Annotated in this window: 23 protein-coding genes and 1 tRNA gene; 11 read left to right on the top strand and 13 right to left on the bottom strand. The window is 58.6% G+C overall.

Features of this window, described 5'->3' with window-relative positions:
• Positions 1-10: 10 nt before the first annotated feature.
• Positions 11-84: transfer RNA gene (locus tag KF708_07025), tRNA-Arg, on the top strand.
• Positions 85-226: 142 nt separating this feature from the next.
• Entirely contained in the window at positions 227-1,228 is a 1,002-nt protein-coding gene (locus tag KF708_07020) for a site-specific integrase (protein ID MBX3412421.1), read from the top strand.
• Here the strand turns inward: KF708_07020 and KF708_07015 are convergent.
• Together KF708_07015 and KF708_07010 are read right to left on the bottom strand one after the other, a co-directional pair.
• On the bottom strand, positions 1,225-1,524 hold the full coding sequence (locus tag KF708_07015) for a helix-turn-helix domain-containing protein (GenBank protein ID MBX3412420.1): 300 nt from the start codon (positions 1,522-1,524) through the stop codon (positions 1,225-1,227). The genes KF708_07020 and KF708_07015 overlap by 4 nt on opposite strands.
• A 178-nt stretch (positions 1,525-1,702) precedes the next feature.
• On the bottom strand, positions 1,703-1,870 hold the full coding sequence (locus KF708_07010; GenBank protein MBX3412419.1) for a helix-turn-helix domain-containing protein: 168 nt from the start codon (positions 1,868-1,870) through the stop codon (positions 1,703-1,705).
• A 258-nt stretch (positions 1,871-2,128) separates the two neighbouring features.
• Here KF708_07010 and KF708_07005 point away from each other — a divergent pair, with 258 nt between their 5' ends.
• Positions 2,129-3,187 (top strand): protein kinase, encoded by a 1,059-nt coding sequence (locus KF708_07005; GenBank protein ID MBX3412418.1) that lies wholly within the window; start codon positions 2,129-2,131, stop codon positions 3,185-3,187.
• 1 nt (position 3,188) lies between these two features.
• On the opposite strand, the gene KF708_07000 is transcribed toward KF708_07005, so the two are convergent.
• Entirely contained in the window at positions 3,189-3,488 is a 300-nt protein-coding gene (locus tag KF708_07000) for a hypothetical protein (protein MBX3412417.1), read from the bottom strand.
• Positions 3,489-3,565: 77 nt separating this feature from the next.
• Here KF708_07000 and KF708_06995 point away from each other — a divergent pair, with 77 nt between their 5' ends.
• The 3 genes from KF708_06995 (at position 3,566) to KF708_06985 (ending at position 7,219) form a co-directional block, all read left to right on the top strand.
• Positions 3,566-4,603, top strand: coding sequence for a hypothetical protein (locus KF708_06995; protein MBX3412416.1), 1,038 nt, complete (start codon positions 3,566-3,568; stop codon positions 4,601-4,603).
• Between the two features lie 465 nt (positions 4,604-5,068).
• Positions 5,069-5,431 (top strand): hypothetical protein, encoded by a 363-nt coding sequence (locus KF708_06990; GenBank protein ID MBX3412415.1) that lies wholly within the window; start codon positions 5,069-5,071, stop codon positions 5,429-5,431.
• Positions 5,432-5,824: 393 nt separating this feature from the next.
• Positions 5,825-7,219 (top strand): DUF4338 domain-containing protein, encoded by a 1,395-nt coding sequence (locus tag KF708_06985; protein ID MBX3412414.1) that lies wholly within the window; start codon positions 5,825-5,827, stop codon positions 7,217-7,219.
• A 1-nt stretch (position 7,220) separates the two neighbouring features.
• Here the strand turns inward: KF708_06985 and KF708_06980 are convergent, their stop codons facing one another.
• The 6 genes from KF708_06980 to KF708_06955 form a co-directional block, all read right to left on the bottom strand.
• Positions 7,221-8,321, bottom strand: coding sequence for a hypothetical protein (locus tag KF708_06980; GenBank protein ID MBX3412413.1), 1,101 nt, complete (start codon positions 8,319-8,321; stop codon positions 7,221-7,223).
• A 2-nt stretch (positions 8,322-8,323) separates the two neighbouring features.
• Positions 8,324-10,849 carry a protein kinase family protein gene (locus KF708_06975; protein MBX3412412.1) on the bottom strand — a complete coding sequence of 842 codons (2,526 nt, stop codon included), beginning with the start codon at positions 10,847-10,849 and terminating at the stop codon, positions 8,324-8,326.
• Positions 10,850-11,158: 309 nt separating this feature from the next.
• Positions 11,159-12,628, bottom strand: coding sequence for a hypothetical protein (locus KF708_06970; protein ID MBX3412411.1), 1,470 nt, complete (start codon positions 12,626-12,628; stop codon positions 11,159-11,161).
• Positions 12,582-15,500 carry a TraM recognition domain-containing protein gene (locus KF708_06965; protein MBX3412410.1) on the bottom strand — a complete coding sequence of 973 codons (2,919 nt, stop codon included), beginning with the start codon at positions 15,498-15,500 and terminating at the stop codon, positions 12,582-12,584. The genes KF708_06970 and KF708_06965 overlap by 47 nt, the downstream gene beginning before the upstream one ends.
• Positions 15,501-15,586: 86 nt before the next feature.
• Positions 15,587-16,273, bottom strand: a complete 687-nt coding sequence (locus KF708_06960) for a hypothetical protein (protein MBX3412409.1) — start codon at positions 16,271-16,273, stop codon at positions 15,587-15,589.
• A 4-nt stretch (positions 16,274-16,277) separates the two neighbouring features.
• Positions 16,278-16,910 carry a hypothetical protein gene (locus tag KF708_06955; protein MBX3412408.1) on the bottom strand — a complete coding sequence of 211 codons (633 nt, stop codon included), beginning with the start codon at positions 16,908-16,910 and terminating at the stop codon, positions 16,278-16,280.
• Positions 16,911-17,717: 807 nt separating this feature from the next.
• Here KF708_06955 and KF708_06950 point away from each other — a divergent pair.
• Positions 17,718-18,701 carry a hypothetical protein gene (locus KF708_06950; protein ID MBX3412407.1) on the top strand — a complete coding sequence of 328 codons (984 nt, stop codon included), beginning with the start codon at positions 17,718-17,720 and terminating at the stop codon, positions 18,699-18,701.
• 52 nt (positions 18,702-18,753) lie between these two features.
• Here KF708_06950 and KF708_06945 read toward each other — a convergent pair whose 3' ends face one another.
• The gene (locus KF708_06945) at positions 18,754-19,026 is read right to left on the bottom strand and encodes a type I restriction endonuclease subunit M (protein ID MBX3412406.1); all 273 of its coding nucleotides are present in this window, start codon (positions 19,024-19,026) and stop codon (positions 18,754-18,756) included.
• Between the two features lie 883 nt (positions 19,027-19,909).
• Between KF708_06945 and KF708_06940 the strand changes: the two genes are divergently transcribed.
• Entirely contained in the window at positions 19,910-20,149 is a 240-nt protein-coding gene (locus tag KF708_06940) for a hypothetical protein (protein ID MBX3412405.1), read from the top strand.
• Positions 20,146-20,472 carry a type II toxin-antitoxin system RelE/ParE family toxin gene (locus tag KF708_06935; GenBank protein MBX3412404.1) on the top strand — a complete coding sequence of 109 codons (327 nt, stop codon included), beginning with the start codon at positions 20,146-20,148 and terminating at the stop codon, positions 20,470-20,472. The genes KF708_06940 and KF708_06935 overlap by 4 nt, the downstream gene beginning before the upstream one ends.
• On the opposite strand, the gene KF708_06930 is transcribed toward KF708_06935, so the two are convergent.
• Positions 20,473-21,384, bottom strand: coding sequence for a hypothetical protein (locus KF708_06930; GenBank protein MBX3412403.1), 912 nt, complete (start codon positions 21,382-21,384; stop codon positions 20,473-20,475).
• A gap of 30 nt (positions 21,385-21,414) precedes the next feature.
• Between KF708_06930 and KF708_06925 the strand changes: the two genes are divergently transcribed.
• Positions 21,415-21,582, top strand: coding sequence for a hypothetical protein (locus KF708_06925; protein ID MBX3412402.1), 168 nt, complete (start codon positions 21,415-21,417; stop codon positions 21,580-21,582).
• 752 nt (positions 21,583-22,334) lie between these two features.
• Here KF708_06925 and KF708_06920 read toward each other — a convergent pair.
• Positions 22,335-23,324, bottom strand: coding sequence for a ParA family protein (locus KF708_06920; GenBank protein ID MBX3412401.1), 990 nt, complete (start codon positions 23,322-23,324; stop codon positions 22,335-22,337).
• Positions 23,325-24,978: 1,654 nt separating this feature from the next.
• Between KF708_06920 and KF708_06915 the strand changes: the two genes are divergently transcribed.
• Positions 24,979-25,695 (top strand): hypothetical protein, encoded by a 717-nt coding sequence (locus tag KF708_06915; protein ID MBX3412400.1) that lies wholly within the window; start codon positions 24,979-24,981, stop codon positions 25,693-25,695.
• On the opposite strand, the gene KF708_06910 is transcribed toward KF708_06915, so the two are convergent.
• The gene (locus tag KF708_06910; GenBank protein MBX3412399.1) at positions 25,653-26,465 is read right to left on the bottom strand and encodes an aminotransferase class V-fold PLP-dependent enzyme; all 813 of its coding nucleotides are present in this window, start codon (positions 26,463-26,465) and stop codon (positions 25,653-25,655) included. The genes KF708_06915 and KF708_06910 overlap by 43 nt on opposite strands.
• Between the last annotated feature and the right edge of the window lie 171 nt (positions 26,466-26,636).

The raw sequence follows: 26,636 nt of genomic DNA, 5'->3' as shown, positions 1-26,636 counted from the left end.
AGCCATCCACGCGCCCGTAGCTCAACTGGATAGAGCAGCGGACTTCTAATCCGCAGGTTGCTGGTTCGATTCCAGCCGGGCGTAATGACTTACGACGAGCCCAAACCGCTTGTCACAGATTTGTCACAGAAAAAACCCCCAGGCAGGGGTAACTACCTGGGGGCTGAACGCGAACCTTCCGGTCCACGCTGGTTTTGTCCCGTGGTTCCTGACTGGAGGGTTTGCTATGAAGTTTCCAAAGCCTTGGTTCCGTCCCGAGCGGGGTGTCTGGTACGTCACGCTCGATGGGAAACAGCACAATCTCGGTCCCGATCGGGCCGCTGCCTTCAATCGCTATCGAACGCTGCTCAAATCGCCGCCTAAGAAGAGAAAGAAGGTCGAGCATCAATCCGTTGCGGTGGTGCTCGACAACTTCCTCGAATGGACGAAAAAGCACCGGGCACTACGCACGTACGAGTGGTATCTCGCCCATTGCCAGTCGTTCGCGAAGACGCTCCCGGAGAACATGAGCGTCGAGGCCCTCAAGCCCTATCACGTGCAACAGTGGGTCGACGGACATGACGACTGGGCGGATGGTCATAAACGCGGTGGCATGGTCGCGGTCCAACGGGCCTTCAACTGGGCCGAAAAACTGGGATACCTGGAGCGTTCGCCGATTCACTACCTGGAGAAGCCCAAAGCGGGCCGGCGAGAGACGATTGTGACTCCGGCCGAGTTTCCGGTCATGCTGGCCGCCATTCGTCGGCAGGAGTTTCGCGACCTGGTCGTCACGGCCTGGGAAACGGGGGCCAGACCGCAGGAACTCATTCGCGTCGAAGCCCGGCACGTCGACCTGCAAAATGCTCGCTGGGTGTTTCCACCGCACGAGGCGAAGGTCAAGACACGGCCGCGCATCGTCTATCTTTCCGATACGGCGTTGGCCATCACGAAGCGACTGATGCTGAAACATCCCAAGGGACCACTCTTCCGGAATACGAAAGGTCGGCCGTGGGTTGCCTATTCGCTGAATTGCCAATACACCCGCATTCAGGAACGGCTCGGTCGGCGCGTGTGCCTCTACGTCCTACGCCATTCCTTTGCGACTCGGATGCTCGAAGCCGGAGTGGATGCACTCACGGTCGCGATCTTGTTGGGGCACGCGAACCCCGCCATGCTCTCGTTGACGTATCAGCACCTGAGTCATAATCCGAAGCACATGCTCGACCAGATTCGCCAAGCATCGGCTTAGAGCTTCAAGTGCTTGAGCTGCACGCGAGGGGCCCTGCGGGGCTCCTCGCGTTGCGGCTCGGTTGGTTCGGCTGATTCCGCACGGCAAGAGATCAGGAACCGTTGCAGGTCGGATTCGCTGATTCGGACAGCACCGCGACCACCACCAATGCGATGACAGGAAAGCCGTCCCTGCTGAACCAGCGCGTAGACGCACGACTGCGAGACACGCAATCGTGCAGCCACGTCTCGGACCGTCAGAAAAATGTCCGGCATTCGAACATCGGTCGCGGGAGCTACAGGCTCAAGTTCGTCCATCGTTCTCGGCGAGTCAGGGTGGAAGCTCATCGCGTAACGTCGCAAACGCCCGCGTAGATTGCCTGGGGTATTCTGCGACGGTTGGTTGTGCGGGCCGATCCGCAACCTGGGGCAGTCTGCGGCCACCGGCAATGGATTTCGTGATGGCGCTCCCCTCGCACGCTGCAACTGACAGACTTCACGGGCGTGGACAGCCGGCGGCGATCCAGGCCTCGATTTCGGCCAATACCCAGCGAGTGCTGCCCCCTAGACGGATCGGCTTGGGGATCTCTCCGGCGGAGAGCAGCCGCCAAATCGTCCGTTTGGAGAGCCCTAAAATCGTGGCCAACTCGTCGACGGTGATCATCCGTGAGAGGCTCCCCTTCTCTGCCGAGTGTTGGCCTTTCTTATCAGCTTGCATGGTCGTTCTCGCAGGTTGAATAGACAGAAGTAGGCGCAGATGCACTCCAGAAGCGCATCGCCCTATTCAAGTCGGATGGCGACATTGAGTAACATGTGTGGTCGAACTGGCGTCACACGCTGCTATTCAACGTGAAGCCGCTGTTCGCCACGAGTCGCCTTCGCCGGTCATTTCCGGCTACTCGTGCAGAAAGGAACCTTCGCCATGAAGAGTGGGCAGCGGCTGTACCGCCTCGACATCGAAAAAATTCATCGCCTGCGCATTCAAAGAGGGCTTACCGAACAGGCATTTGCCATCGAAGCGGGGATTCCGAGTCGCACACGGCAGCGTATCTTTCGCGGTGAGGCATGCATGATGAAGATCGTCACCCGCATCGCCGAATTCTTTGAAATTCAAGATCCGACCGAGATCCTGCATCCGCTGGAGCTAGAGACGAACGGTCATTTGCGGGTGAACGGCCGCGGCCGCCTGGTGGGCGACTGGGAAGCAGCCCAGCCAATGGGTCCGTGGGAGACGGCCTCGAACAGTTTGCAGTGGCGTCTGTACCGCATGGCACATTTGCACCTGCCTGAGCGTCTCGGCCGTGGCAAGTGCTACGACCTGGGGCAGCTTTCAGATTGCGATCGTGAAGCGCTGGCGGCGCAGCTTCAGCGTCACCCGGACGTTTGTGGTCGCATCGGTCAGCATCCGAACGTGGCCATTAACTTGACCGCCTTGCCCGACCCTGCCGACCGCAACTGGTGGGTGGTCGACCAATGGGTCGAAGGCCGGACGCTCTCGGCATTGTTCGTCGAAACGACCTTCGATCGCGGCACGATCATCACCATCTTACGTGGCATTGCCGATGGCTTGGCGGCATTGCACGAGCAGGCAATCGTTCGGCGCGAACTCGCACCCCAGTTCGTGCTGGTGCGGACCATGGACCAGACGCCGATCCTTACCGATTTCGAGTTGGCTAAACTCCTGGATACGGACCTGACGGTTTCCAACAAGCACTATTGGCAGACTGACCCGTTTCGTGCCCCAGAAGTGACAGCGGGAGGCGATGTCGACGTGCGGGCCGACATTTATAGTTGGGGGCGGATCGCCGCCCAGTTGGTCGCGGGCGAACTGCCAAAGGCTGGTGATGAGGAAGTAGTCGTCAGTGAGTTGCGGATTCCCAAGGGGATTGGCGAACTGATCGTGGCTTGCACACAACTCCCCAGGAGCAAGCGTCCGGCAGATATGGCCAGTGTGCAACGCGAACTCAGGACGTGGAAGTGAATCAGTCGTCCAGACCAGCAAGGAGCGTAGCACCTGGATCGCAAAAATTCCGATTGCGGTATTCGGCGACACAGCGGCCATCTTTGAATACGGCGACAGCAACCAGTTCAAATTCGTGCTGTTGGCCGCGCTTGAGGAGTTCGAACTCGGCATCGTCCCAAATGGCGACAATTCGGTCGGAAGGCAACGCAAAGCATTCGGCGATATGCATGGCAACGAACGTGCCAGATTGCGAGTGGTGCAAGTAGTCTCGGGCACAGGCGACGATGGATGGCGTAATCGTAAGGAGTCGGCGAGACATGGTGGATCCTTTCACGCTGGAATGAATGCGGACAGGATCATTGCAGGGCAGATTGGGCATCGGCAGGAGAGCGTTCTATGAGTCGTTTGGATGCAGTGGAGTTCCCAGGGTTTGGCGACCGCCGAGGGTGGCTGACCGTCCACACCTTGTCGGAGTTCGTCTTCTGTCCGCGGGCAGGCGTATTGGCCTATGCCCAGCAACAGATGGACGAAATCGATGAGCCGCCACCACGCTTTAATCTCGATTACCTGCCCGACTACAGCCTGGCGTTGATCGAGCAAGCCCTGGAGCACCAACTGCGCGACCTGCGACGCCTGGGAATTCGTTTTGCGGCTGCCCTGATCGCGCTGGGATGGATGTTTTACGACGGGCTTTGGCTGTGGATGCTGCCGGTGGCCGCCGTGTTCGCAACACTGAGTTGGCGATTCGCCGACCGGCTTCAGAGCGTGATGGTGCTGGTCAGTCGGCGACGCTCGGCGCGCGAGGCCCTGGACCGCCAACCCATCGAAGACAGCGACCAGATGCAACGGGTGAATTGGTGGGAACTGCTCAAGGCCGGTTATGAATCCGAGGTCTATCAGCACGTTCTGGAAGATGAAGACCTGAAGCTGGCCGGTCGCCCCTGGCGGGTGCTGGTGCGGGGCTCGCTGCGGATTCCGGTCGTCATGGCCCTCCCACCCAACAGCCGCCAGGCACCGACTCCAGGTCCGCAACAATGCGCTCGTTCAGCGGCCTACTGCCGCTTATTGACAACCTGCGTCGGAGGAGAATCCCCCTTCGGTATCGTCCTCTTCGGCAATAGCTACGAAGGCTGGACGGTTCCCAACACGCCGCAACAGCAGGCCGAGTTCGATCTGGTGATCGCACGTGCCCGGGAGCTTTTCGAATCGCTAACGTGTGACGACGAAGCCGCTCGTCCGGATTCGACGAGCGTCTGCAACGGCTGCCAACACGGTGAGCCGGTCACCGTAGAACAGGGGGCATCACGTATTGCTGGTAGTGCCATCCACGGCGCAACAGGTCGGGATGGCCAACAATATCACAGCCCATGCGGCGATCGGTTTCGCTGGCGGCCGCCCCATCACAAGGCCCGTGCCCTGGGGCTCGTGAAATAGCACTGCCCCCAAACTGCCCGGAGCCGCACTGGTCTGGCCGTGCGAGAGTCATCACAATCCGAGTGTGCGGCTGACCAACGTGGCCCACACGGAGCTTGTTTTTTTCTCTTTGCCATCGAGAGCTTCACACAACGGATGGCTCGAACGTAGCGTTCGAACAATACCTTCCCCGCCGTCAGGAAGTGCAAAAACCAGACGGAAGTTGTGCCCATGTTGGACCCTGATCAGACAGCCGAAAAACGTGATCAGCCGGGTCCGCCAATCAAAACCAGTTTTTGATTCGCATGGGTACTGCGGGCAAGAGCCCAAAGGGGGCTTTTTGTCTTTGAGGGACATACGCCGCTCCCTGGGTACAACCGACCAACACCCCCACGACGTATCGAGGAGTCCTGACCGCAACCGCGACGAGGACTCTTGGACCAACGTGGACCGGATTGGCCGGCCATTTCAACTAGGGAGAAACGTATGGCACTATTTGCCGATGGAAAACATTTTTGCAAGGTCGTTTGGATGGAGGGCGGACGCGTCATAGTACGCCGACTTTATCAATTGACGATCCAGCAGCCATCAGGATTGGTGTATCACTTGACTGGAAAGGACTTGCCTGACGGAATGATTATTCAGACCGGCCCAACGATGGGCGGCAAGCCGCAAGCGGACGTGCTCATGTCGCAACGGACCGGCGGTCAGCGCACGGAAGATGCGATCCGTGGCTTTCCGATTCACCGCCCGTGGCCTCAGCCGCGCGATCTGATGCACCTGGGAGGCGCCGTCGCCCTACTGGGCATGATCCGCCTCTTCGTAGCCTTCGCCAGCTACAGTCAGTAGCCCTCACCCCGGCACAGGAACCGAGCTTCGGCCTCGTTCCTGTGCCCTTTTTTCTGGTCACCGAGCGTTGATGAGCTCAACGCTCAATAAAATCGAACGGTTGCAGGTCCGTGGCACTTCCAAGGTTTTCGCGAGCCCTCCGACATTTTCGAGCGCTCTTTTGTCTGTGGGCCACGAGTTTGGCAATTATTTGGATTGTGCGTCTGGACGTCGCCCGCGATCGCGCGTTTCGCAACGCTTTCCAGGTAGCAACATTGCGGCCGCTGATAACAGTTGGTATCTTGACTAGCCTGCTGCTCCAAGGGATTGTACAGCGCTTCACGGCTCGAAGACATCAACGGCCAGGAGGGTAAACCAAGGCGACACCGTCAGTATTTGAGGAGCACAATGAGCGTGAGGCGGTTCACGATCCTGAACCTGCTCCGCAAGCCGCGACTGATTCAAGTCGCACGCGCACTTGGCCTTCCGGCCCCTAAGAACGCGATTCGCAAAACGTTGGTCGGCATCCTAGAGAAGAGCCGAGCATTTACTACCCGAGACCTTCTGGAACTTCTCCATTGCGATGAGCTGAAAGCTGCCTGCGACGCACTCGGTTGGCAGCCCAACGGTGCAAATAAAGCGGCGTTCATTGCTCGGTTGACAGGCGATTCATCGGTTTTGCTTCGATCGAACGTCGTAGCGTCGCTGAGATCACAGGGCTTCGCGATTCGTGCCGGAAGAATCTACATTCCAGAAGGCATCGATAAGGATCGTATTCGTCGGCTCCACGAATGCGCGATGAAGCACAAGCGGGATCGGGCCAAAGCAATTCTTGGCCGGTATGAGTCCGATTTGCTAGGCCGTATTGCGAACGGTAGCGAACTACGAGTCGAGTCGATTTTTCCCAAGCTTGTAGAGGTCACTCGTGGAAGCGATGAGGAACTTCTGTTTCGCTACGCTTGCCTACATTGGACAATACCGGTTTCCTCCGGCTACGGTCGGCGCCTGCGATTTCTTATCGTCGACGGCAATAATAACGACAGGCTGATCGGGGTTCTCGGTTTGGGTGATCCTGTCTTTGCGTTACAACCACGCGAGTCCTGGATCGGCTGGAACTCAGCCACGAGATCCGCACGGCTGCAGAATATCGTCGACGCGTTCGTACTCGGTGCCGCACCGCCCTACTCCCAGTTGCTTTGCGGAAAGCTAGTCGCCATGCTGGCTGCGAGTAACGAAGTGCGAGTTGCCTTCAAGAAGAAATATGCTGGCAAAGAGACTCTAATTTCTGGCAAGAAGATGGACGGCGACATAGCACTGCTCACTACGACTTCAGCGCTCGGTCGATCCTCCGTATACAATCGGATCACTTTTCGTAACGCGACCTTGTACCAGAGCATTGGATACACACAAGGTTACGGAGATTTTCAATTCCTAAACGGCCTGTACGACGAATTGAGCGCCTTCGCGCACTCTCATTGCGAGGCCACAGCAAAAAACAATTCATGGGGAACCGGTTTTCGGAATCGACGAGAGGTTGTGAAGAAATCCCTCAAGGCACTGGGCCTCTCGTCCGAACTCTTATGCCATGGTGTCCGCCGAGAAGTATTCGTCGTACCAACGGCGACGAATAGCAAATCCTTTCTGTGCGGCGAAACTGATCGGCTCGATCATACAGACCGTCCAGCTGAAGAGCTTTGGACCCATTTTCGCAACCGCTGGCTTCTGCCGCGCGCCGCGCGCGACCAACGCTTTCGAACCTTCAAACGGGAGGAATATCGGTTGTGGGCGGCCGTGGCGAACAATGCCTAAACTAGGGCACGATCGAGATTTGTCCAACAGCCGCTAATCGTTCCCTGAGTTCGATTGTCGAATCAAAGGTAATTGACCACGCCGCGCGGCAGCCAGATGACCAAACTTGGGCGTTATAGCGGCGGGGAGCCGAAAACATCACACGGATTTCCGGGTGCAGGTAGCAAAAAAGGCCTATTCCGATCGCTTGAAGCTTCGAGCCGAGCGGCGAAATTGTGATGTTGTACCGCTCCCAGCGTCGGCGGTAAATTCTTTCAAGTTCCATCAACGTCTCTAGATAGTCGAAAGTTCCGATTTCCTGTTGGGGTGAGTCTGGTGGGATCTGGTTGATTTCGCGCATGGCATCGATTCGCCACGCATCGGCTCCATGGTGGGGCCTACCGATGATCCACATCACGTCTTCATGTCGGCTCACCACGAGCGTCTCGTCGACGGCGCTTAGGACTGCAAGACTCCGATCTTTTCGGAAGCTTGGGAACAGAATCACGCAATTGGGCAATGGATCGAGCTGTTGTCCTGCGTATGACGGACTAGGAACGACAAAGCTGACTCCTTCTTCCATGCCGATTGTCCCGTCGGCGGTCCACCTCTCCTTGTCTCGGTGGTATTCGTCATGGGTAGGATGATATGCGGCTGCTTCCGCATAGACGATGCGCAAGTTGACGTCGCTCTCCAAGAGCGTTTTGAAGGTTCTCAACAAGAGGCGGTTCGCTGCTACGCTTATGTCGAATGTAATCGTAGGAGTTTGGCCAACGTCCGTTGCGAGATGGGAGATGGTTCGTTTCAGGGTGCGCTCGAAGTTAGGATCGTCAGCGTCTAATGATACCGTAGTCCCGCAGAAAGCTTGCATGAGTTCATGCAGGCGAGGAAGATTCCGCTCATTATCTTCGCGGTTTGTGCGGACGGTGATGTAAACTCCTTGCCGTGCGGCGCACTGATTTTGCCCCATAAGCGCTGGAATGGAGTGGCAACGCTCTTCGAATCCGAGCGCGCACAAGTACAGGTCTGTGCTGTACTCGGTGAGGGTGGCAGCGGTGATTTCCTCCAGCTTAGGCAATTGTGGCAACAACTCCTCCAGTCGAGATTGTACGATGGATGGCATGGTTATTCGCCTTCCTTCGGTAAGTTGCGAAACAACGGTAATTCTTCCATCTTCGACGTCGCTGACGAGGCTGCGTCGCGAGTTTGGCCTTCCGATTGCTTTGGCCACTCGTTCCACACCTCGTTACAGGCTTCTGTGGGCGTCGATAAGAAGCTATGGAGCCAATCGGCACCTCTCTTTACGGCGTCGTTCTTACTAAGCGCAGCGCCGAAGGTTGGAAGGTAGATTCGCCTTAAATTCCACCGCAGAGTCGTCACGTTCCGATGTCGGGAAAGCCCCGGTTCCATCTCAATGACAATGGCCCGCCGTACTAGCTCCCACGCAAGGTTCTGAAGTTGTTCAGGCAAGGCTGCGACGGCGTCGCCCTCCTTCTGGTCGATTTCAATCCGTGGAATCTGAGTTGGATCGTCGTCAGATTGCAGTTTCCCAGCCTGAAGAATGTTGCGGACGAGATTTCCGAAGGCCAACACGATCGCGTGCATTTCCTTTCCGTAGGGAACGTACGTTTTCACCAGCTCAACCATCGTCCGCGACACGTGCCGGATTGCCTGATCCTGCAGATACTTCGGGACAGGTTGAACGGTTGATTTTTCGACATTAGCCAATGCAAAGATCGTACTGTAAACACTCAGGAGGCTCGCAATGTCGCCAGAGCAGAGTTGGGCGATGCAATCGATTCCGTGATAGTGACTCGGCCGTGGATTGGCACGTTTGATGGCTAATGCCTTCGCAAGTGACCCTTCAGACCAATTGGAGCGGCCGATTAGCACTTCGGCAGTACCGGTATACTTCGCCGCACGCAACCGGTTATTTAAGAGATCGGTTGCGAACTGCACCGTTGCTTTCTCTCGATGTGCATCGTTCAGCGCTAAGTACTCCTGGCCACAGTCGATCTCGAGTCGCTCACGGGATACTTCCGATGAAGCAAGCAAATCGTCATTGAGGAACGCACCGTGTTTCTCGGACGACAGTTTGAAAACATGCGACGGACGACGATGCCAAATGATCAAGTTCAAAATGCTTTGAACTGATTCATGGATACGGTGCGTGGAAAAGTCATCGACCAAGAAGGCAATCTTCTTTTCGGCAAAGCAGGGCAACTTCGCGACCAGCAATTCTGTGAAATCCCCTAGGAAGGAAGCGGCCGTGTGCCGCCTCGTCATTGGCTCTCCTTGGAATTCGATTTGTAACGAGAAAATGCAAGCTTCGATAAACTCCAATACCTGCTCAATCCTTGAGACGCCTCTAACCCGAGGAGTTGAGCTATTGGGAACCATAGCAGTCAGGAAGTCATGCACCGTTTGTTCGGCCGCCAGACCAAAGCCCCAATAGGTCTCTCGGTCGGGGTGGCGTGAAATAAGTACAAGCGTCTTCACGATTTCTCGTGCTGCCAGAAGATTAAAGTAATCGATGATTTGGTCGCGCCAGAGTTGGGCGTCGGCATCGGTTCGAATCCAGCTAAGCCGATTCTGAAGATCGGCGCTGCACGACAGATAGAATCCGGAGATTCGAAGCTCGCGATGTATTACCTCCGCGCGCTTATGCAGATGTGCTTTGAGGCTTAGCCACCGAAAGATCGTAGATTTCCCGCATCCGCGCGGTCCCGTCACGAGACATGGATCTGGGCCAGATACTTTTTCCAGCCACGGGCAGGAGCTTGCAAAGATGTCAACTAGAAGGCGGTCGTCCGCTATATGATCCGCAGAGATAAACTCAAATGGGTTGGTCAGGCTTAGAAAATCATCGCGAGGCGGCACCATAGCGCGCTCATATGCGCTCTCGAACTGGCCCAGAATCTGAACTGGATCGCGCAGCGCTACGACGCTATCTTCTTCCAGCATGTGCCGGAGCAATGGCAATAATGCCGTCAGAAACCGTCGGTCGCGAACTACGACATCACGTCGCTTGTGGATCACGTTCCAGATCGTGATAAGATGTTCAACGACGGAGCGGTGGTCGTCGAAGGCATTCGGCCGCGACGATCGAATACTACCGGTATCGATAATCTTGATACGTCTTTCCGCCGATAGATCTCCCAACGACGGCTCGGCGATCATCACATTGCGCATATGCAGATCATTGTGCCGAAGGTGAAGATCGTACAACGCCTTCAGTCCATTGCAAAGCGCCCGAACATACGCACGGAAAAATGACGGCGTTATCTTATCCGGCTCGTTCGCAAGATACGCCTCAAGTGTGACTCCGTTGACGAAGTGCTCGACGAAAGCGATTAGCTCGTACTCCAAGCCGTCCAAAGACACGAAGACTGTATCGACATCGACGAACGTGGCAAAGGCATCGCAGGATTCGAGCTGCGATGCGTGCGTTGCTTCCGTGAACGGTGTGTCCGACGGATATAACTCCTTCGGACAAAGCTTGATTGCACGAGGTCGTGAATACTCGTCAATGGCTTTCCAGACGACGGAATAAAGACCGTCACCAAGGATCTCGTCGCCCACAAGCTCGTAGGTGTGATTCTTAATCGTTAGCTTAGCTGGCAAGTTCGAGCGCGACTTCAGCCGTTCCAAAACGTCTCTAGCGGCATGCCTATGATTCGTCAAGTCGGAACTCATCGGACAACCGGCATGGGGATTCCATGATGCGCATAATGGAGGTATCTAGAATAACGGTTTGCAGATTCGGCAGATACCCCTCTCCGCATTGTTCAATAAGACATCGCATATGTGTGGCCGACTTGTCTCGCTCGCAACCAGTTCCATCCCGCACTAATGCAGCTGATTTCCAAATCAACACGCCTCTCTTCGCGGTGTCGCGTCATGCCTCCAAACGTAAGTCCTATGCACCTCGGTCCAACCGATGCACCTTTGACGCTGCGCTTACGGTGCCAACATCTTCAACTCCACCAGCGTTGGCCCGAGTTCTCGAAGCAGGTCCTGGGCTCGCTGAATGAACTCCTGATCGGTCTTGGTGAACTCCCGATCCAGTGGAAACTGCCACGTGGGACGGTCGTGCCAGCTTACGTTGCCCGATGACCAGCCACGGCTGGCAATCAGATTGAGTGTTTGCAATCCGCGCATGGAGCGTTCGAGGGCGCCGCTCGTTTCCAGTCTTGAGAAGGAAATCGGCCCTTCGGTGGTGGTTCGCTCGTATTTGACACCCATATAGCTTCCCACCGGTTGGGCATATCCTTTCGCCAAGAATGTGCCCAGATACCGCTTTACATCGGGAGATTTTGCCCGCGCCGCTAGCTTCTCGAATTCTGCCCGAGCTTGGATCTCGGCGGTTTTTCGGTCGGCTTCCAGACGCATCGCCTCCTCTCGGGCGGCAGCCACTTTCTCGGCCGATTCGCGCTCGGCTTCCGACATCCGTTCTCGCAGGTTTCTGGCTTGAGCGGCCGCGAGTGCGCGCTCACGCTGGGTCAAGGCCTCGGCGAGCGTGACATCAGTTGGTTCTGATTGATTGGCTTGCTCGGCAATCGCCTCGGCGGTGAAGCGAAGCTGGCGCAGGATGGCCGCCTGCGATTGAGCCTCTTCGGCGTAGCGTTGGAACTCTTCCGCCATTCCTTGCGGTGGCGCGGTCACATCATCGCGATCGGCCAAGGCCTTCTCTAATGGTTCGAGCATCCCTCGCACCGCAGTTGCCATCTCGATCGGGAGTTCCAAAGGCGGCCGTTTCTCAGCCAGCAACGCGCGGAACTGATCGACGAGTTCGGTCTGGCCAGCGATTCGCCTTCCCGCATCGTTCGTCAGCAGTGCTTCGACATTGTCTCGCCAGAGCCGTGCCTCCTCTCCCCATGCGTCCACCGCTTTGAGCGCTTCACGGCCGCGGCCGACTTCCGTTTGCTGCCGGGCTTTGCCGAAGGCTCTGGCCTGTTCGGATGCAGAACCGGATCCAGCATTGGTGGCGGGCACCGACGGTGTTGGCGAGGTTGCCGGGGGAGTGTTCCTCCGCAACGGTTGAGTCGGAATCATGCGATTCCCTTTTGAATCGAGGCGATAACCCTCAGAGTCATAGCGGAAGCCGTCGGCGCCGACATGGCTTTGCGAGGCCCCGAAAGGGTCTTCCGGAAGAAGGCTTCTTGGAACCGGTTCCGACTGCGAAGGTTCATCCTTGAGCGCGACGTCGGGACCGGAGCCCATGTGAAAGATCGACCGGGCAAAATTCCAACCGGCGTACAGTCCGGCCAAGAGTGCGAGCGCCGTCACGCCCACGGCGAAGATGCGGACCATCTGCGCGGGCCAGGCGGGCGCGGATTCCCGGTCGGGACGAGCCCAGGTTTTATCGCGGCGGGAGTTCGGGTTAGGCATCTTGTGGCTCTTGGGGTTCGCCTTGGGGTTGAGGTGCATGGGGGCGTAGTTTCTTGTCGAGTGCATCCGCGAAGGAGATCACCGCGGGCTCATCCGGGCTGGCTTCACCACTTCCGTTGGTTTCGCCTCGCCGGCGCGGCCCGGCTTGAGCAGCGGCTGCGGTGCGGCGAATTTGCTCACCCAACACACGCACCGTCTGCCCGTCCTCGGCAGGCCAGTCTCGGCGACTGCGCACTTCGAACTCGTCCGGCGTCTGATGATATTGCGAGTCGATGATCGTCCAATAACCGCTGAACTGCGTATAGCCGCTTCCTTCCGTGAAGCGAACCATGCTCGCGCTCGAATCCGCGCTCACTTCGATGATCGTATTGGGTTCGAGCCGCGGCCGGATGGTCTCGACTACGTCAACCGTCTCCGGCATCAGGTTGTCCATATTGCCGCTGGGCGGAACGCGATAGCTGGTATTGAACATCTGATAGCTGGCTTCGCCGGAGCCCTCGGCCAATCGCTTCGCAGCTTTGGTATCAGACGCCTTGAGATTCTGTTTGAATGCCGTGCAAGAGTCGACCGTCTCGGCCAGATCGGTCCCGTTACGATCCAGTTGCCCGGTGGTTTGGTGGGCGAGGATCAAACTTACCCCCTTGCTGCGGGCCTGTTCGAGAATCAGCTTGATGCTGTCACTGATCACCTGCTGGAACTCATCGATGAAGACATAGACCTGTTTACGCTTCCCAGTGCGTTGGGCAGCGGCCGTGAAGAGCGAGTACAGCGCGAGCTTGGCAATCGCCGGCGCGCCGACCGGTTCCAGAGGACTGGGCAACGTGAAATAGACTACTTGAGATTCGTCGAACAGCGTGGGCATGTCGATGGCGTTGTCCCAGGCCTCCGGCTTATCGGCCAAGTCTTGTTCGGTCAGGTTCAAGGCGTGTGCGGCCGAGAGGCGGTTCACGAGCGCCGTCAGATGACGCGCATCACGCAAGTCGGTTGCCTGGCCGCCGGCCGCTTTGGTGGGTGCCGAGTCTTCCAGCTTCCGGTACAGCGCCTCGAAACTATTGATCTCGTATTCTCGCAATAGGCGGAGCAGCACCGTTTCGTTCATGGCCGAAAAGAAACCGCGTCCGTAGCCGATGCCATAATCGAGCGAGAGCGCCTGCAGAATCACTTGGGTGCATTGCTCGGGCGATAGCTGCGACCAGTGCGATTGGGTAAAGGGGTTGAAGACATAGCTGGAGTCGTCGGGAACGATGGTGAACCAGCGGAACTTGCGGCCAGCTTTTTGAGCCGCGTCTCGCGTCGCATGAAACAGCCAATCTTCTCCCTTGAGGTCGATAATCACGACTGAACAATCCAAATCCGTCGAAGTGGGGTCGGTGGCGATCAATTGCGCCGCTAGAGGACCGATGGCATACGAGGTCTTGTGAGCCCCCGTGTCCCCGGTGATATGCCCATGGCTCTTGAGCAATTCCCGATGCAACAGGACCGGATAGTCATGCAGAACGGACGTGCCAAGCAACAGATGATTGCGTTCGTCCGCGTCGTTCGAGCGGATCATGCGCTCAACGGCGATCTTCCAGGAATACTCGTCGCTCTGCTCAGGTGCCCCAGGTGCTTCCAACGAATCGTAGTAGCGCGAGAGCAGGTGCCCGCTGGTGGCAAACAATGTCAGCAGCAACAGCACAGGCGGCGCGGCTACCGCAGTGCCGACTAGCGCGAGCGCCAGCGACAACGTGGCCACCAGTTGGCCCTTTGACTCTTGGCGCGCCTCGGCGGCAATTGCCGCCTGGCGGGCTCGCCACGGGGCAAGCTTCTCTTGTTGTAAACGCTCGGCACTGGTTGCACGTTCGTTGGGTGCCAGCGAAGCAAGCCAGTCCAATTCAAATTGATCGAATTCAATTTCCGGTGGTGGTTCCGTTTTGCTTGCGGCTTGCGACGGTGGTGGCTCCGCCGGCAGGATGATCCCCATCGCCGCGATGGCCATCACGAACAGCACCAAGGTGGCAAACAGTAAGGAGTCGCGCACTACAACCGGCCGCAACCAGCGTGATGGAAAGCGAAACACCCCGATCGCTGGCGTCTCATGGCGGTTGTAGCAGCAAAAGATCCGCAACGCCCGACAGCTATTGGTAAGTGCCGACCAGATCGAGATCGGGCGTAGCGTGCCGGATAAGTTCACCAGCTGCCACAAAATCAGCACTGCGACCATGAACACCAAAATGCTCAACAGATTGGCAGCTGGCGCCCAGGCGGTTTGCATCAGGAACCGCTGAGCCGCGAAACCGAAAATCCACGCGCCCAGTAAGAGAACCGCTCCGGCACTGAAGCCAATCGATTCAGGAAAATCGGAGTTGAAGTAGTGCCGATCGGGGGGCGGCCAAAGATCCTGCCACTGGAGCGTCGTTTCGCGTTTCAGCTGCGGATGGGCCGTCATCCAGAAGGCAGCCTGTTTGGCAACGTAATAGGAAAACACGTAGGCGCAAGCTAACGCGAAACTAAACAGCAACAGGTAGGCCACGCTGGCGTTGGTGAACACGCCCATCACGGCCGCCACCGAACCACACGTGGCCAGCAAGATGATCCATGACAGGACTGACGGCATCTTGCCCGAGAACGCCACTTGAATAAATGCGACCAGAACGAAGAACCCGGCTGCGCCCAGCACCGACGAAGCGATCAAGGTGGAGAATGGCGCGAGGATGCTGGCCACCAGCACGATCGGTGTGGCGAGCAAGGTGGGTACGAAGAGGAGCCGGGCGACAGTGAGGGCGTCCTGCCAGAATGTGGTGACGCAGGTCCGGTGATTCAGTTCCGTATTGTCATGGCGCGGCAGCGCAGCTGCGTCAAGGGTCTCCTGACTTTGGGCGACATTGGGTCGCATCCGCACGCCCCGGGCCGATGCAGTCATTGCGGCCACGCGGAGGGACCATCCGCCCGTGCGACCAATTGAGACAGCATTCTAACGGGGCAGAAGCCATCCCCCAACAGGTTCGTGTTGCGGAATCACTGTCGCTGGGGGAGGTAGTCGGCGATTTCCGGGACCACTTCGACCCGGAACATCACCGGGCCGCGGTGCCGCCGTCGAACTTCGGCGAGGATTGGTTCGACCATGGACTGATAAGCTGTGAGGATGGTGACCGTGAAGCGGCCCGCATCGATGAAGGCGCGAAACGCCGGGATCTTGTAGCAATCAACGATCAGGCCGCGGCCTCGGGTAACGAGACGTTGGGGCGAGTTCCGCCGATCAATCAGGCAGCAACTCAAGCAAAGTCCCTGCTGGGCCGTATGCACATAGTAGGCGTGCGCCCAGCCGGCCTGAGTCGCGAAGCCTGGATCCATTTCGTGCAGCTCGCTGGGCGTCAGTCGTTTGTGGCCGGTTCGCAGGCAGTAGTGCAGCACTCCGAACAGCGCTGGCAGCGACTGCTCACTGAAACGGGCGGCGGACCAGTTTTTTGCCTTGCAGACAAGCGCGCCACGTGAATTAAGCGTCAAGAAGTGTCGCTTTTGGTCGAGTGGCCACTTGCGGATCCATCCCTCAGTCACCATGCGCCGCACGATGTTGCGGGCGGCCCCGTGGGTTCCTTCGGGGCAGAATCGTTGCCAAATGATTCGGATGTTGCTCACGCGATAGCGGTATACGTGCAGCAGAATCTGCCAATCGCGGTCGGTCAGTTCGGGTGGCTTTTCCATGGCATCACCACAATTCGTAGGGAAGACGACGGGCCTCACAGTCAACGTGAAACCGTTCCAGCCGCTCGGCTCGATACTTGCCGCCAAACTCGACGGCCCAACAAGGGTCGCCTTTGCCGTCGGCGATCACAGCATCCGGCAGGATCTGGTCACGGCGCGAGGGCGCTAGTTCGTCTTCCCCCAGCCAACCGGATGCCAGTTCTGGATGGTCGAGTCGGTAGCGCAGGTAAACCTGCGTGACGTGCAGGTCGTGAGTCACCTGACAGTGGTTCTTGATGGGTGGTCGGTGCTGCACGCCCGTGCTCAAAAGAGTTGCCGGACTGGCGACAAACACCGTCATGCGTGTGGCCGCAGCGTGCCAGCGAACTCGCAGCAGGCGCTCGATTGCCAGAAAGTCGGGAGGCGGCTGCTCGGGCCGCCACTGATAAAGTGGCCCGTGCAGTGGCAACAGCGGTTGCGCCAAGACATGGAACTCCAGCAACGCATGCTGACTTACCAGCCGCCGCAAGCGGCGAAAGGCGTTGACCGATCCAGCGGCCTGATCGGGCCACCAAACGCTCGCTGCCTGGCAGGCGGACATCAGCCGCACCCGGCGGGCGAGCACTTCCAAGATTTCGCCATCGCGCTGCGTGATCATGCCTGGGCCTCGCCCGGCCTGCCACGTTTCCCGGTTCGCCGGTTTGAGAAAGGAGATTTTTGGGGCTTCTGCAAATGACCAGCGGGGGAGGCTGTTAGCGACGGCGGTGGTTGCGAGTCCGGTGCATCGCTGGCCGACTTCGCCTGGGGTTCCGACTTCGGGGCGGATGCGACCGGGGATGGCGACTTTGGGGATGTCGGTCCGGCCGGACCATGGGCCGTGTCCGGCTCGGTGCGTTGCGTAACGACTTTCTGAAGTCGTTTTGCCAATTGGGAAGCCGCGTCAACGCGGTCGCTGGGGGAAGCATCTTGTTCCAGAAACCGCACCGCGTCTTCGACTCCGGCCAACACCGCATCGCAGGCTCGGGTTCTCAGAAACTCCCAGAACGATTGCAACATGGCAGTGAGTCCCACAGCACTTTTGCACGACAAGTCCGATGCCCTATTGAATCTTCCTGCACCCAGCAGGGTGAGTCGCTTTTGGAGGCAGAGTGATGGCGCTGTAGACCGCCCGAAATGTGGCACCGCGTGGCATTCGTACCGACGCTCGAAATGGCGCCTTGGTGTGCAGCAGGTGAAAATGAGAACTGTGACCGGCTATCGGTTAGGAGGGGAAATTCATCGGGAATTGCGCTAAACTATTGGTGCGGCAGGTAGTTGAGAAACGCACGTGGAGTCCGATGGCCTGCGTTTGTAGGGAAGGTATGCGCACGCGCGGGAAAATGCCATCTCGTGCCACGCTACGTGTGGATTCCGAAATGGACTGTCATTTTCGGGCAGTGATTGACACACCAAAATCGGCGACACCATGAGCGGTCGAAACTGCATTCGCTTTCGTGGCCGCGAGGAACCGATCCTCGGCGAGCGGTTTGTCGGGCGTCGAAAATACCTGCTCCTGAAACGACTCAACGCGCATGACGGCGAAGCCTATCGGGCCTTCGATCCTCACGCGGGGCCGGGGGGCGACTATCGTGCGTTGCACGTGCTGCCCCGAACACGGGCCACCAAACAACGCATCGACATCCTGCGAAGGCTCGGCGAACGCGGAGGGCATTTCCCGAACTTGGTCGACTACGCACGTGATGCGCACGGCGTGACCATCGTTTTTAGCTGGGTGCATGGCCCGACCTTGCGAGAGTATTTCGAGGGCATTAAGGAAAAGCGGTTTCCGCGCCCCAGTGCCGTCGAGGCCACTCGGATGATCACCCGGCTCGCGCACGGCCTGGCCCAGTTTCACGGCAAGCGTTTGGCCGTGCATGGTGATATCAAACCGGCCAACCTGATTGTTGCCCGCGAACCTTACCGATTGACGCTGATCGATTTTGGAAGTGCCTGGCCCGTGGAGCGCACGCGCCGACGGGAACCCGGTGATGGGGTCTCGGCTCCCTATGCCGCGCCCGAGCAATTGATCGATGGCGGCTTCGTCGATTGGCGGGCCGATCTGTTTGCCTTGTCGGTCGTCTGGTATCAACTGCTGACGCTGGAAGTTCCCTATGACGGCATGGGAGGCCGGGCCGGGCTGCCACAGTTTCGGGGGCAGTTTGCCGATACTCTGCAACTCCCCAGCCAATTGAGCACCGACGCCGAACAAATACCGCGGAGCGTTTGGGCAAAGATCGATGCCGCCATCGCTCGGGGGCTGGCACTGGATGCCGACGATCGATTTTTGGACCGGTCGTCTTGGCTCGATGCGTTGCAGGATATTCAGTCCGAAGCGCGTTCCCCTACTCCTCTGAGTGGGCTGAATCGGCGATTGCTGAGTTGGCTGGAAAAGCTCTTGCCGGGCCGGTAGGGCATCGAGGTGCCCGGTGAGAAAGACGGGGCCAGAGGCCCCGTCGAGAACATCAGTATTCTTCGGGCAACAAGATCGTGGTCACGGAACGATCCGCCTCGGTGATAATCCAGAACTTGGTACCGCCAAAGGTGTGGTAGACGGAAAAGAGACGCAAACCGTCAGCTAACGCCGAGTTGTTCGAATGCCAGTCTTCGGGGCAGCAATCTCCCCAATCGCCATCCGCATGGCGTCCCAGGGCGATCAATCGCTCTTCATGAGGAACCCGATCCAAAGCGCCAGGCGTGGCTACCAACAGCCCCAAGGGAAAACTGACACCTGCCAACCGTTCAACGCGATCGGCGTTCTTTTCTGGCGCAGTGGTTTGCTCCGCGAACTCTGTCAGCAAGTGATCGGCGATTTCCCACCAGTCGATTTCGCACAAGGCGCAATCCATGAGGTCCGCATACAGATCGGCGGTCACCGTGGGGGCCTGGTCGGTTATTTCCTCTTTAAGCTGGTCTGCCAGGTCTTGCTTTGCGTGCTGTTTGGGGTCATCCGCGTGATCCTCCATTGCGCGGTTCCAATGTCGTAGGGCTTCCTCGCGCCAATAGCGATAGCTTCCTTCTTCGTTGCCTATCCAAAGATTCACCAACCAAGTTTCTCGATTCGTCCATCCGTTGTAAGTCATGTTTGCAGTCTCCAAGATGCAGCCGGGGCCACCCCGGTCAGCGGTTGATCACGGCTCCCCCACCAGGACGTTTTTTGGCGTTGGGGGAGAGCTTTCACAGCTGGCTGAGGCTCTCCCCCAATGCCAAAAAACGATTTCTTTGTTCAGCGTCCTGTGCCGAACGCGGCGGGCCGGGAGCGGCCGCAAGGGGCATGAACGGCGACTTCAGGGGTGGTCGGGCGGCATGGGCGGGGGTCGACGGGCGTGACCCTTGCAGCGTGAGGCCCAGAGCGGGCGGTGCAGGACGCTGTCCACCTGGGGGAGCGAGGCGAGCGTGTTCCGCAATCGCGCAATAAGCGAGTCTCGCGCGGGGGGGCTGGGGAGGCTTTCCTAACGGCAGGCAGGCCACGTCGTCGATCACATCGCGAGACGCCTGCGTGGAGCATCGAGATCGTCAAGCTTTGGACGTTCACCGCGTAGCCGTGGTAGAATCCAGATGAGGGAAATCGGCAAGGGACGAAGATTGCGTCAGCCCCCTCGTAAAATCGGGAGCACAGGTATGGTGACGATTCAGGTTCCAGCGGATGTCGAGCGACTTATCTCGCGGGAGATGCAGCGCGGCGGATACGCGTCGACGGAAGAAGTCTTGCGCAAGGCGCTCCAGGCGCTTTCCTACCAAAACGATGACTTGGCCGCGATTGCCGAGGGGATCGCAGACATGGAAGCCGGCAGGGTCGTGCCTCTCGAAGAGGCCGAAACGGCACTCCGTGAGAAACTTGGTTTCCGCAAGCAGGCATGACCTACCGACTCGTGCTGTCCCATCGGGCGCTGGCCGACATCGAGTCCAGTGCCCACTGGTGGTCGGAACATCACTCGCCGACGGAAGCGAGTCGGTGGTTCGACGGGATTTTCGCCGCGATGGACTCCCTCAAGCAGGATCCTCAACGGCATGGGTTGGCGAGGGAGGCGGATCGATTTCCCTATGAATTGCGGCAACGCCTGTTTGGCGTGGGACGGCGCAAAACGCATCGGATATTGTTCACCGTGCGTGACGAGGAGATCGTGGTCTTGAGCGTTCGACATGCGGCCCAAGCGGATGTGACTCCCGGCGATGTTGCCTGATCAATCGCCCCCCTTCAGGCCGATGCCCACCTCCCGGGCAATATCCTTCAGTATCTTGGTCATCAAGCCAGGCGGGTTCCGCACGTGACGCAGTTGCCGAGACTCACGGAACTGCCCCAGGGCACGTTCGATCGGCCCCGGCCCTAGACGTCGGACGCACTGCGTCCACCAACCAACGTCGGCTGCGGCCCCAGTGGCTTCGACAAGTTGGTCGACCAGATACTGCGAGCGTTCGTTGAGTATTCCTGACACCAGTTGCAACGGTTGCCGTTGCGCTGGGCGCTCCCCACGCTGAAAAACGGCCAACCAACGACAATCCTTCGCCCGGTCGTAGTGAAAGCTCCGTAACAAGGTCAATCCGTGCTGCATCAATCCCTCTGCCGCCTTCTGCAAGGTGATGCGAACATCTTGGGAACGGCCGGCCTCGATGGGCAGTGCGGTAGCCACACCGTCGACGAAGCGACGATGAGTGCGTTGCGAACTGAATTTCTTGGCCAGGTAGATGGCCAAACGTTGTTCAAGTGGCTTGAGCCGGTAGAAGGTGCTGGCCGGAAAGCCGAGCGAGAAAAACCCACGGCTGTGGGCGATTTGCCGAAGCACTGGACTGACTTCGATGAAGCCATACGGCAACTCCTCGCTGACAAGCCCGGCGCGCTGGTGAAAATAGAACACCGAACCGAACAACCGCCAGTTCATGTCGATATAGGCACGCCGCCGGGCATCCCAAAACGCATTGCGGCACTGGAAGTCATAACCGCGCAGGATGTCCATATCGCGGCGCATCCGCGCATAGTCATCGCGGCTGGGGTTCCTCTCTCCCCGACGACGAAAGAGGGAGTGCAAGGTGCCGAACTCAATGTGCGAGGCACAGGCTCCCTGCTCCAGGTAGAGCTGCAACAGGTCGAACAGCAATACCTGGGCCGTCGCGCCACCGAAGCCCAAATGTCCGGGATAGACTTGCCAACTCCGAGCGACGCGCTGCCCCTGGGGACCGGTGATCGTGTCGGCGTAGCAAAGCGGCTGGCGGTCGGCGCCACGGGGACGCTTGGAGAACCGGAACAGGGGGAATTCGGCGAGATCGAAGTCGAAGGCAGCCAGCGTGCCGGCTGACGGTCGATCTTCGACTGGCGGGGCTGTTTTGTTCGCGTGCCCCCCTTTGGGGATGACGGCCGTTGGTCGCAGTTGCTCTACGAGCCGGGGCGCCAGATGTCTCACCGTGGTCCAGGCGGTCTCTTTGGTTGACTTGATTCCCCTCCCCTTCTGCATCGGCTCCTTTAAGGCATAAGTAGTGTTTCAAGCATCGATCTTTACTTCCCGAATCCCCTGCCGTTCCGGGCACTTGCCCAGAATTCTGGTGAGCGAAAACACGTGGCTCGGACCGGGTGCAGGTGAGTGAAAGCACGAATGCAATCGCTGCATCGGTGAGCGAAAACACGAATAAGGATTCCCCACACGCCATTGCACTGTGAACCGCTGAAGGAAAAAGCGGAGAACCTAGCGGGGCTGGCTGCAATCGCGTCTATGGAAGTTCTGAGTTGAGGATACATGCGGATCTCCATCAGCTACGGAATTTGGCGATAAGGTAGTCGAGGTTTTTTGATTCTCGCAGTTCCTCCAAGGCAATCTGCACCAACTCTGCCACCGTGAGTCGTGGTGCCCGGGGAAACTCCGTTCGATACCGCACAACTTCGTCATGAATCCAGGCGAGTTGTTCGGGCAGCACGCGGGTCGTCAGTTTCGGCCGGCGTGGATGCGCCATCGGCCGGGGAACAACCGACGACGAAGCCGACGGCGTGCAAACCTCCGTCGGAACGCTGACAATTTGCCGCACCTTATCGGTGGTCGAGATCCGTCGTTCGAATCTAGGCGGCGTAGGCAGCGTGGCCGGAATTTCTTCTCTGAGCTTCATGGGCCAATACCTCACGGGTCAGGGATTCGAAATCGGCGACGGCCCGTCCGGCCGAAGCCAGGGCCAGTCGCGAACGTTGGGCGTAGTCAAAAATCGACAGGCCATAGGCACGGGCCTTCTTGATGGCCGTTGCCCGATGGATGCGGGTGCGGAAGCTCTGTTCGGCCAAGGGGGCGAAGTTCTTTGAGAACCATTCGTTGATCGTCAGTTCGCGGGCGTCGTAGATGGTCACCAGCACCCGATAGAAATACTGGGGATCGATTTCTGGACGAAACTGGGCATACTCGAAGGCGACCTCCAACGTGCGATTCAGACTGATGAACGATTCCCGGTCTACTTCGCTGGTCAGAATCAGCCAGTCGGCCGCCATGAAGGCGTTGAGCGTGACGATATCGAGATTGGGAGGCGTATCGAGCAAGATGAAATCGAACCGGGGCCGCAGTGGGGTCAGCGCCCGCTGCAAGAGCGTGTCGCGCAGCGGTTGATTGGCGATGGCTGCCGGATCGAGGCTGTTGTCCCCCGGCGCAACGAAAAGGCCTGGTGTCGTGGTCGGCGTTACCAGCTCGCTGAGCCGGCCATACTTGACGGCGTCTGCCATCCGAATCAGATCCTCGGCCGGAGTCACGCCCAGGCCAGGTGCTACCGGTGCCTGGGGATCAAGGTCGACGACCAGCACCGTCTTGCCGCTATCCGCAAGTCCTGCTGCCAGGTTGATGGCGGTCGACGTTTTGCCACAACCGCCCTTTTGATTTGTGATTCCGATGGTCGCCATGTGCCTCCTTGCCACTCGCAAGCCGGCACGTTGCCGGCGCATGGCTGACAACGTGCCACACGTGCGCAATGTTTGGCAAGCGAAAAAAGTGTGCTCCCGTCTCCCTGGATGCGCGGGATAAGATCGTGGCCGGTTGTGAACCGGCCAGTTGCCAGCCATCAGCCGGCGCAAGGCCCGCCCGAATGATTCATGCGTGCCGGCGCGATGCCGATTCGCTAGAGTCAGACTCGCAAGACGCGGATAGGTCTTGTGATCGTGCAGAGCGAAACGCTTCGACAACGGTCTTCCGTTTGGGCAGCACGCCCGGTAAACCCGCCCACCAAGCGGGCTAAGGGGACGGAGTTTTCCATCCGTCACGTGCTGCGCCGGTAGAGCCGGATGCCATGAGAGTGGCTTGTCCGTGCTCGACGGAGGCTCGTCAGAGTAATGCGGCTGGTTTTGTATCCCAGTCGAGCAATCCTGACGTTCTATCCGATGGTCTCAGGCGCGGAGCCTGGGCGACGCGGACATGCTTGGACTCTGTGTGAGTCGAAGCCGTCATGCGACAAAGTAGGTGCGCGGGTCGCCACTGGGTGCGACCGCAAATCCTCCCACGGGGTCCGGGCCTTCCTTCGGAGGGTTCGTTCAACGTGCGCCGGCGTGGGGAGTTTCCAACCTGGTGACAGGTGGAACCGGGGCTTTGACCAGCCTCGGCGATCGACGGCAAATCCGTCGACGGCGAAAAGCTCAACCATGAAAGGCCCGATCGCCAAGGCGAAAGGGCTTGCCGGTCAGTTGTCAGGGAGACGTTGCCGAAAATGCCGCCAGCGGCCGAAAACGGGCCCAGGCGGTGGCGAACGACAGGGATCGGTGGGTAAGGGGGAGCTTCTGTGTTCTGCCCCCTGAAATGGCAAAGCGGCCGTCAAACGCCGCTTGCTAAAACTAGGCCCTGCCGGGAGGCGCGGCCTACGATCTTCTGTTCTCGGTTTTGCGATCGATAGTCACGTGACCCTGACAGCGAAGCGCATGATTAACGCGGGAACCACTGCGGCTGCCGGCTGGAAACCGGTGCCTGGGGAAGCGACGTCTGTAATCGCGAACGAGCCTGAGGGTTTGGATTCGCAAAGCAGCCGACGCTTCCGGTCGACCAGGTGATTCAAAAGCCGTAGTGGGGGAGTGGGTCCTCAGTAGAAGTTGCCGAACCGTTCGATGGGAATTGAGCGGGTAGGTAAGCGATGTCCCCTGCAAGGCAGTGGGGGCTCGTTGGTGCGCTACGGGTGGTGCCGGGCGCGAATAGCCACGACGAAAGGGATGACTGGCATTTGCCAAACGGAAGACGTGGCGCCGCTGGCAGTGCGCCCCATCAGGGGCCGCTGCCGCGCCGCCGCCTTGGTTGGCATCGTAGCGACTTGAGCGGACCGATACGGGAGTGTCGGTCCTCTGAGGTCGCGCCTGTGACGATGGACAATCGACGTGCGCCCAGCGCACGACGGTTTTCTGTCGAGGTTGGCGAAGCGATACGCCTATAAATTTGGAGGGTGCGAACTGGGGAATACAGTTTCGCACCCGGCAGGTGCATGAACTTCGCGAGCAGGTTCGGAAGCCAGGTGGTGGAACAAAGTCGGCGACGCCGCACACGAATCGGCTTGCTATAGCGCCCTCGGTATTGGCGCCGGCAAGTCCTGAGTCGTGGTGTTGGTGACGTTCGGCAATGGACCGCACTTCGGTTTCAAATGGCTCGGGGGTTGGCCACAACAACCCCCATCTTTCTGCGGTATTGGCTGGATTGGTGAAGCATGTTTTCTGAGTAGCCCGATCAGCAATCGTGGAATATCGATGCGTGGCAATGAGTGTGATTGGCTTCGTGCAGCAATTGGCAACCGCCTACCTGCCGCACGGCTATTGGTTCTATGTGACCGGGACGATTCCGCCCCACAAGGATCCCAGGGCTGTCGATGCCAAGTTGCTGGCGAAATACGGCATCGCCATATCTCGGTCGGCCCGAGCGCGTCGTAAACAGGCAGGCATGGCGAACCTGCATTACCTGCGGCACGAGCGGTTTTTCGTCATCCTGGCAACCTACGGGCAGCATGCATTCTTTGACGAAGAGCAGCGCCGGTTGCGCGACATCCGTCGACAACCGCTGATTTACGCCGGCTATTCCATCAGCTACAAGCGGGGCGGGCACCGTCGCCGCTCGGCGGACGGCAAGCCAGCGCAACGAGACGACCGCTGGCACAGCCGAGTGCAAATTGCACGGGGCGTGTATGGAGACTGGCGGGCATATTTTGTCGATGTAGCGACAAAACGATCAGCCAGCGCGTTGGCCCATGAGCTGCGCCGGCTTCCGTTCGAGCCCTATGCGCCGGTCCGGCAGCAATTGCTCAATCTGCTGCGACTGGTAAACCACGCCCGGCGGACCGCAGGAATGGACTTGGTGTCTGCCGATGCACTACGGTATCGCCGCCGAATCGTGCGCCCCTTTGAGCCCTTTGATGGCTCGGCATTTGACGATCGCAATCAGGCGACCACATCTGGCCAGGATGATGACAAGTTCGACTGAGCTGGCAATGACCGCCCGTTAGCAATGGATCGCAGGGCCTCGTGGAGGTAGGTCAAGTCGGTCATCGCTATCTTTGAGATCGGAGCAGACAACCGCACGAAGCCGCCGGCATAACAGGTGACTGCGATTCCCAACTGCTGAAACCGTTCTGTCAGCTTGGCTTCAGACTCCTGGCAAAGTGTTTCAACAGGGGCGTGAATCAACACGATTCCCGTGCGAAACTCTGAGTCGGGCTCGATGACCGACCAACCAGCGGTCCGAGCAACCTCGGTCAACATGGTCCGATTCTGCTGTTGGTGATTCAGACGGACGTCCTTGTCGTTGAGGTGTTCTTGGATGGCTGCAAACCCCGTGACGAGGGGGACCGCGTTGACGGTTTCGCCGAAGCCACATGCCCAGGCGCCGGTCATTTGTTGGGTCAGCGAAAACAAGGGGTCGGGAATTCGAGCCGATTTCTGGCGACTGAGCCGAGTGCCACAAACCGCGATTCCCAGTGGGAGTCCGGATCCGAGCCACTTGTGGGTGCTTGCAAGGTAGAAGTCCACCACTTGCATGATGTTGCCACACGAGAGGTGCCCAATAGCTTGTGCCCCGTCCACGGCGACGAATTTCGGTGCTCGGAAATTACCCAGGGGCCGGACGATCTCTGCTACAGGCAGTTGAATTCCATCATGGCTCACCGCCGGTAGAAAAAGGCCATCACAGCCAAATCGCTGATAGGTCGAAAGGATCCGCCCGACGATTCCAACTGCCGATGCTTGCTGGAACAAGATGGCTTGCCGGAGGGGGACAGTCGTAAGTGTCCTGCTCTGTCGGCGACATGCCTGGACCAAGAGTCGCCTGAAACCGGGCCACAGCAAATCGACCGTCAATGGCCGTTCGCAACTGCGGACGAGTTGGAGGATGGCAAAGCGAGCCAGTGCGGCGGTGCGACTCGCGAA

This window comes from Pirellulales bacterium, from assembly GCA_019636335.1.
GTDB lineage: Bacteria > Planctomycetota > Planctomycetia > Pirellulales > JAEUIK01 > JAHBXR01.
The sequence above is the reverse complement of the archived record's forward strand: the minus strand, read 5'-3'. Positions and strand labels throughout refer to the sequence as shown.

Excerpts from the sequence above, each read along its gene's own strand:
- KF708_07020 (MBX3412421.1), top strand. The coding sequence starts at position 227 with ATGAAGTTTCCAAAGCCTTGGTTCCGTCCCGAGCGGGGTGTCTGGTAC.
- KF708_07015 (MBX3412420.1), bottom strand. The coding sequence starts at position 1,524 with ATGGACGAACTTGAGCCTGTAGCTCCCGCGACCGATGTTCGAATGCCG.
- KF708_07010 (MBX3412419.1), bottom strand. The coding sequence starts at position 1,870 with ATGATCACCGTCGACGAGTTGGCCACGATTTTAGGGCTCTCCAAACGG.
- KF708_07005 (MBX3412418.1), top strand. The coding sequence starts at position 2,129 with ATGAAGAGTGGGCAGCGGCTGTACCGCCTCGACATCGAAAAAATTCAT.
- KF708_07000 (MBX3412417.1), bottom strand. The coding sequence starts at position 3,488 with ATGTCTCGCCGACTCCTTACGATTACGCCATCCATCGTCGCCTGTGCC.
- KF708_06995 (MBX3412416.1), top strand. The coding sequence starts at position 3,566 with ATGAGTCGTTTGGATGCAGTGGAGTTCCCAGGGTTTGGCGACCGCCGA.
- KF708_06990 (MBX3412415.1), top strand. The coding sequence starts at position 5,069 with ATGGCACTATTTGCCGATGGAAAACATTTTTGCAAGGTCGTTTGGATG.
- KF708_06980 (MBX3412413.1), bottom strand. The coding sequence starts at position 8,321 with ATGCCATCCATCGTACAATCTCGACTGGAGGAGTTGTTGCCACAATTG.
- KF708_06970 (MBX3412411.1), bottom strand. The coding sequence starts at position 12,628 with ATGCACCTCAACCCCAAGGCGAACCCCAAGAGCCACAAGATGCCTAAC.
- KF708_06960 (MBX3412409.1), bottom strand. The coding sequence starts at position 16,273 with ATGGAAAAGCCACCCGAACTGACCGACCGCGATTGGCAGATTCTGCTG.
- KF708_06955 (MBX3412408.1), bottom strand. The coding sequence starts at position 16,910 with ATGATCACGCAGCGCGATGGCGAAATCTTGGAAGTGCTCGCCCGCCGG.
- KF708_06950 (MBX3412407.1), top strand. The coding sequence starts at position 17,718 with ATGAGCGGTCGAAACTGCATTCGCTTTCGTGGCCGCGAGGAACCGATC.
- KF708_06940 (MBX3412405.1), top strand. The coding sequence starts at position 19,910 with ATGGTGACGATTCAGGTTCCAGCGGATGTCGAGCGACTTATCTCGCGG.
- KF708_06935 (MBX3412404.1), top strand. The coding sequence starts at position 20,146 with ATGACCTACCGACTCGTGCTGTCCCATCGGGCGCTGGCCGACATCGAG.
- KF708_06925 (MBX3412402.1), top strand. The coding sequence starts at position 21,415 with ATGTCCGGGATAGACTTGCCAACTCCGAGCGACGCGCTGCCCCTGGGG.
- KF708_06915 (MBX3412400.1), top strand. The coding sequence starts at position 24,979 with ATGAGTGTGATTGGCTTCGTGCAGCAATTGGCAACCGCCTACCTGCCG.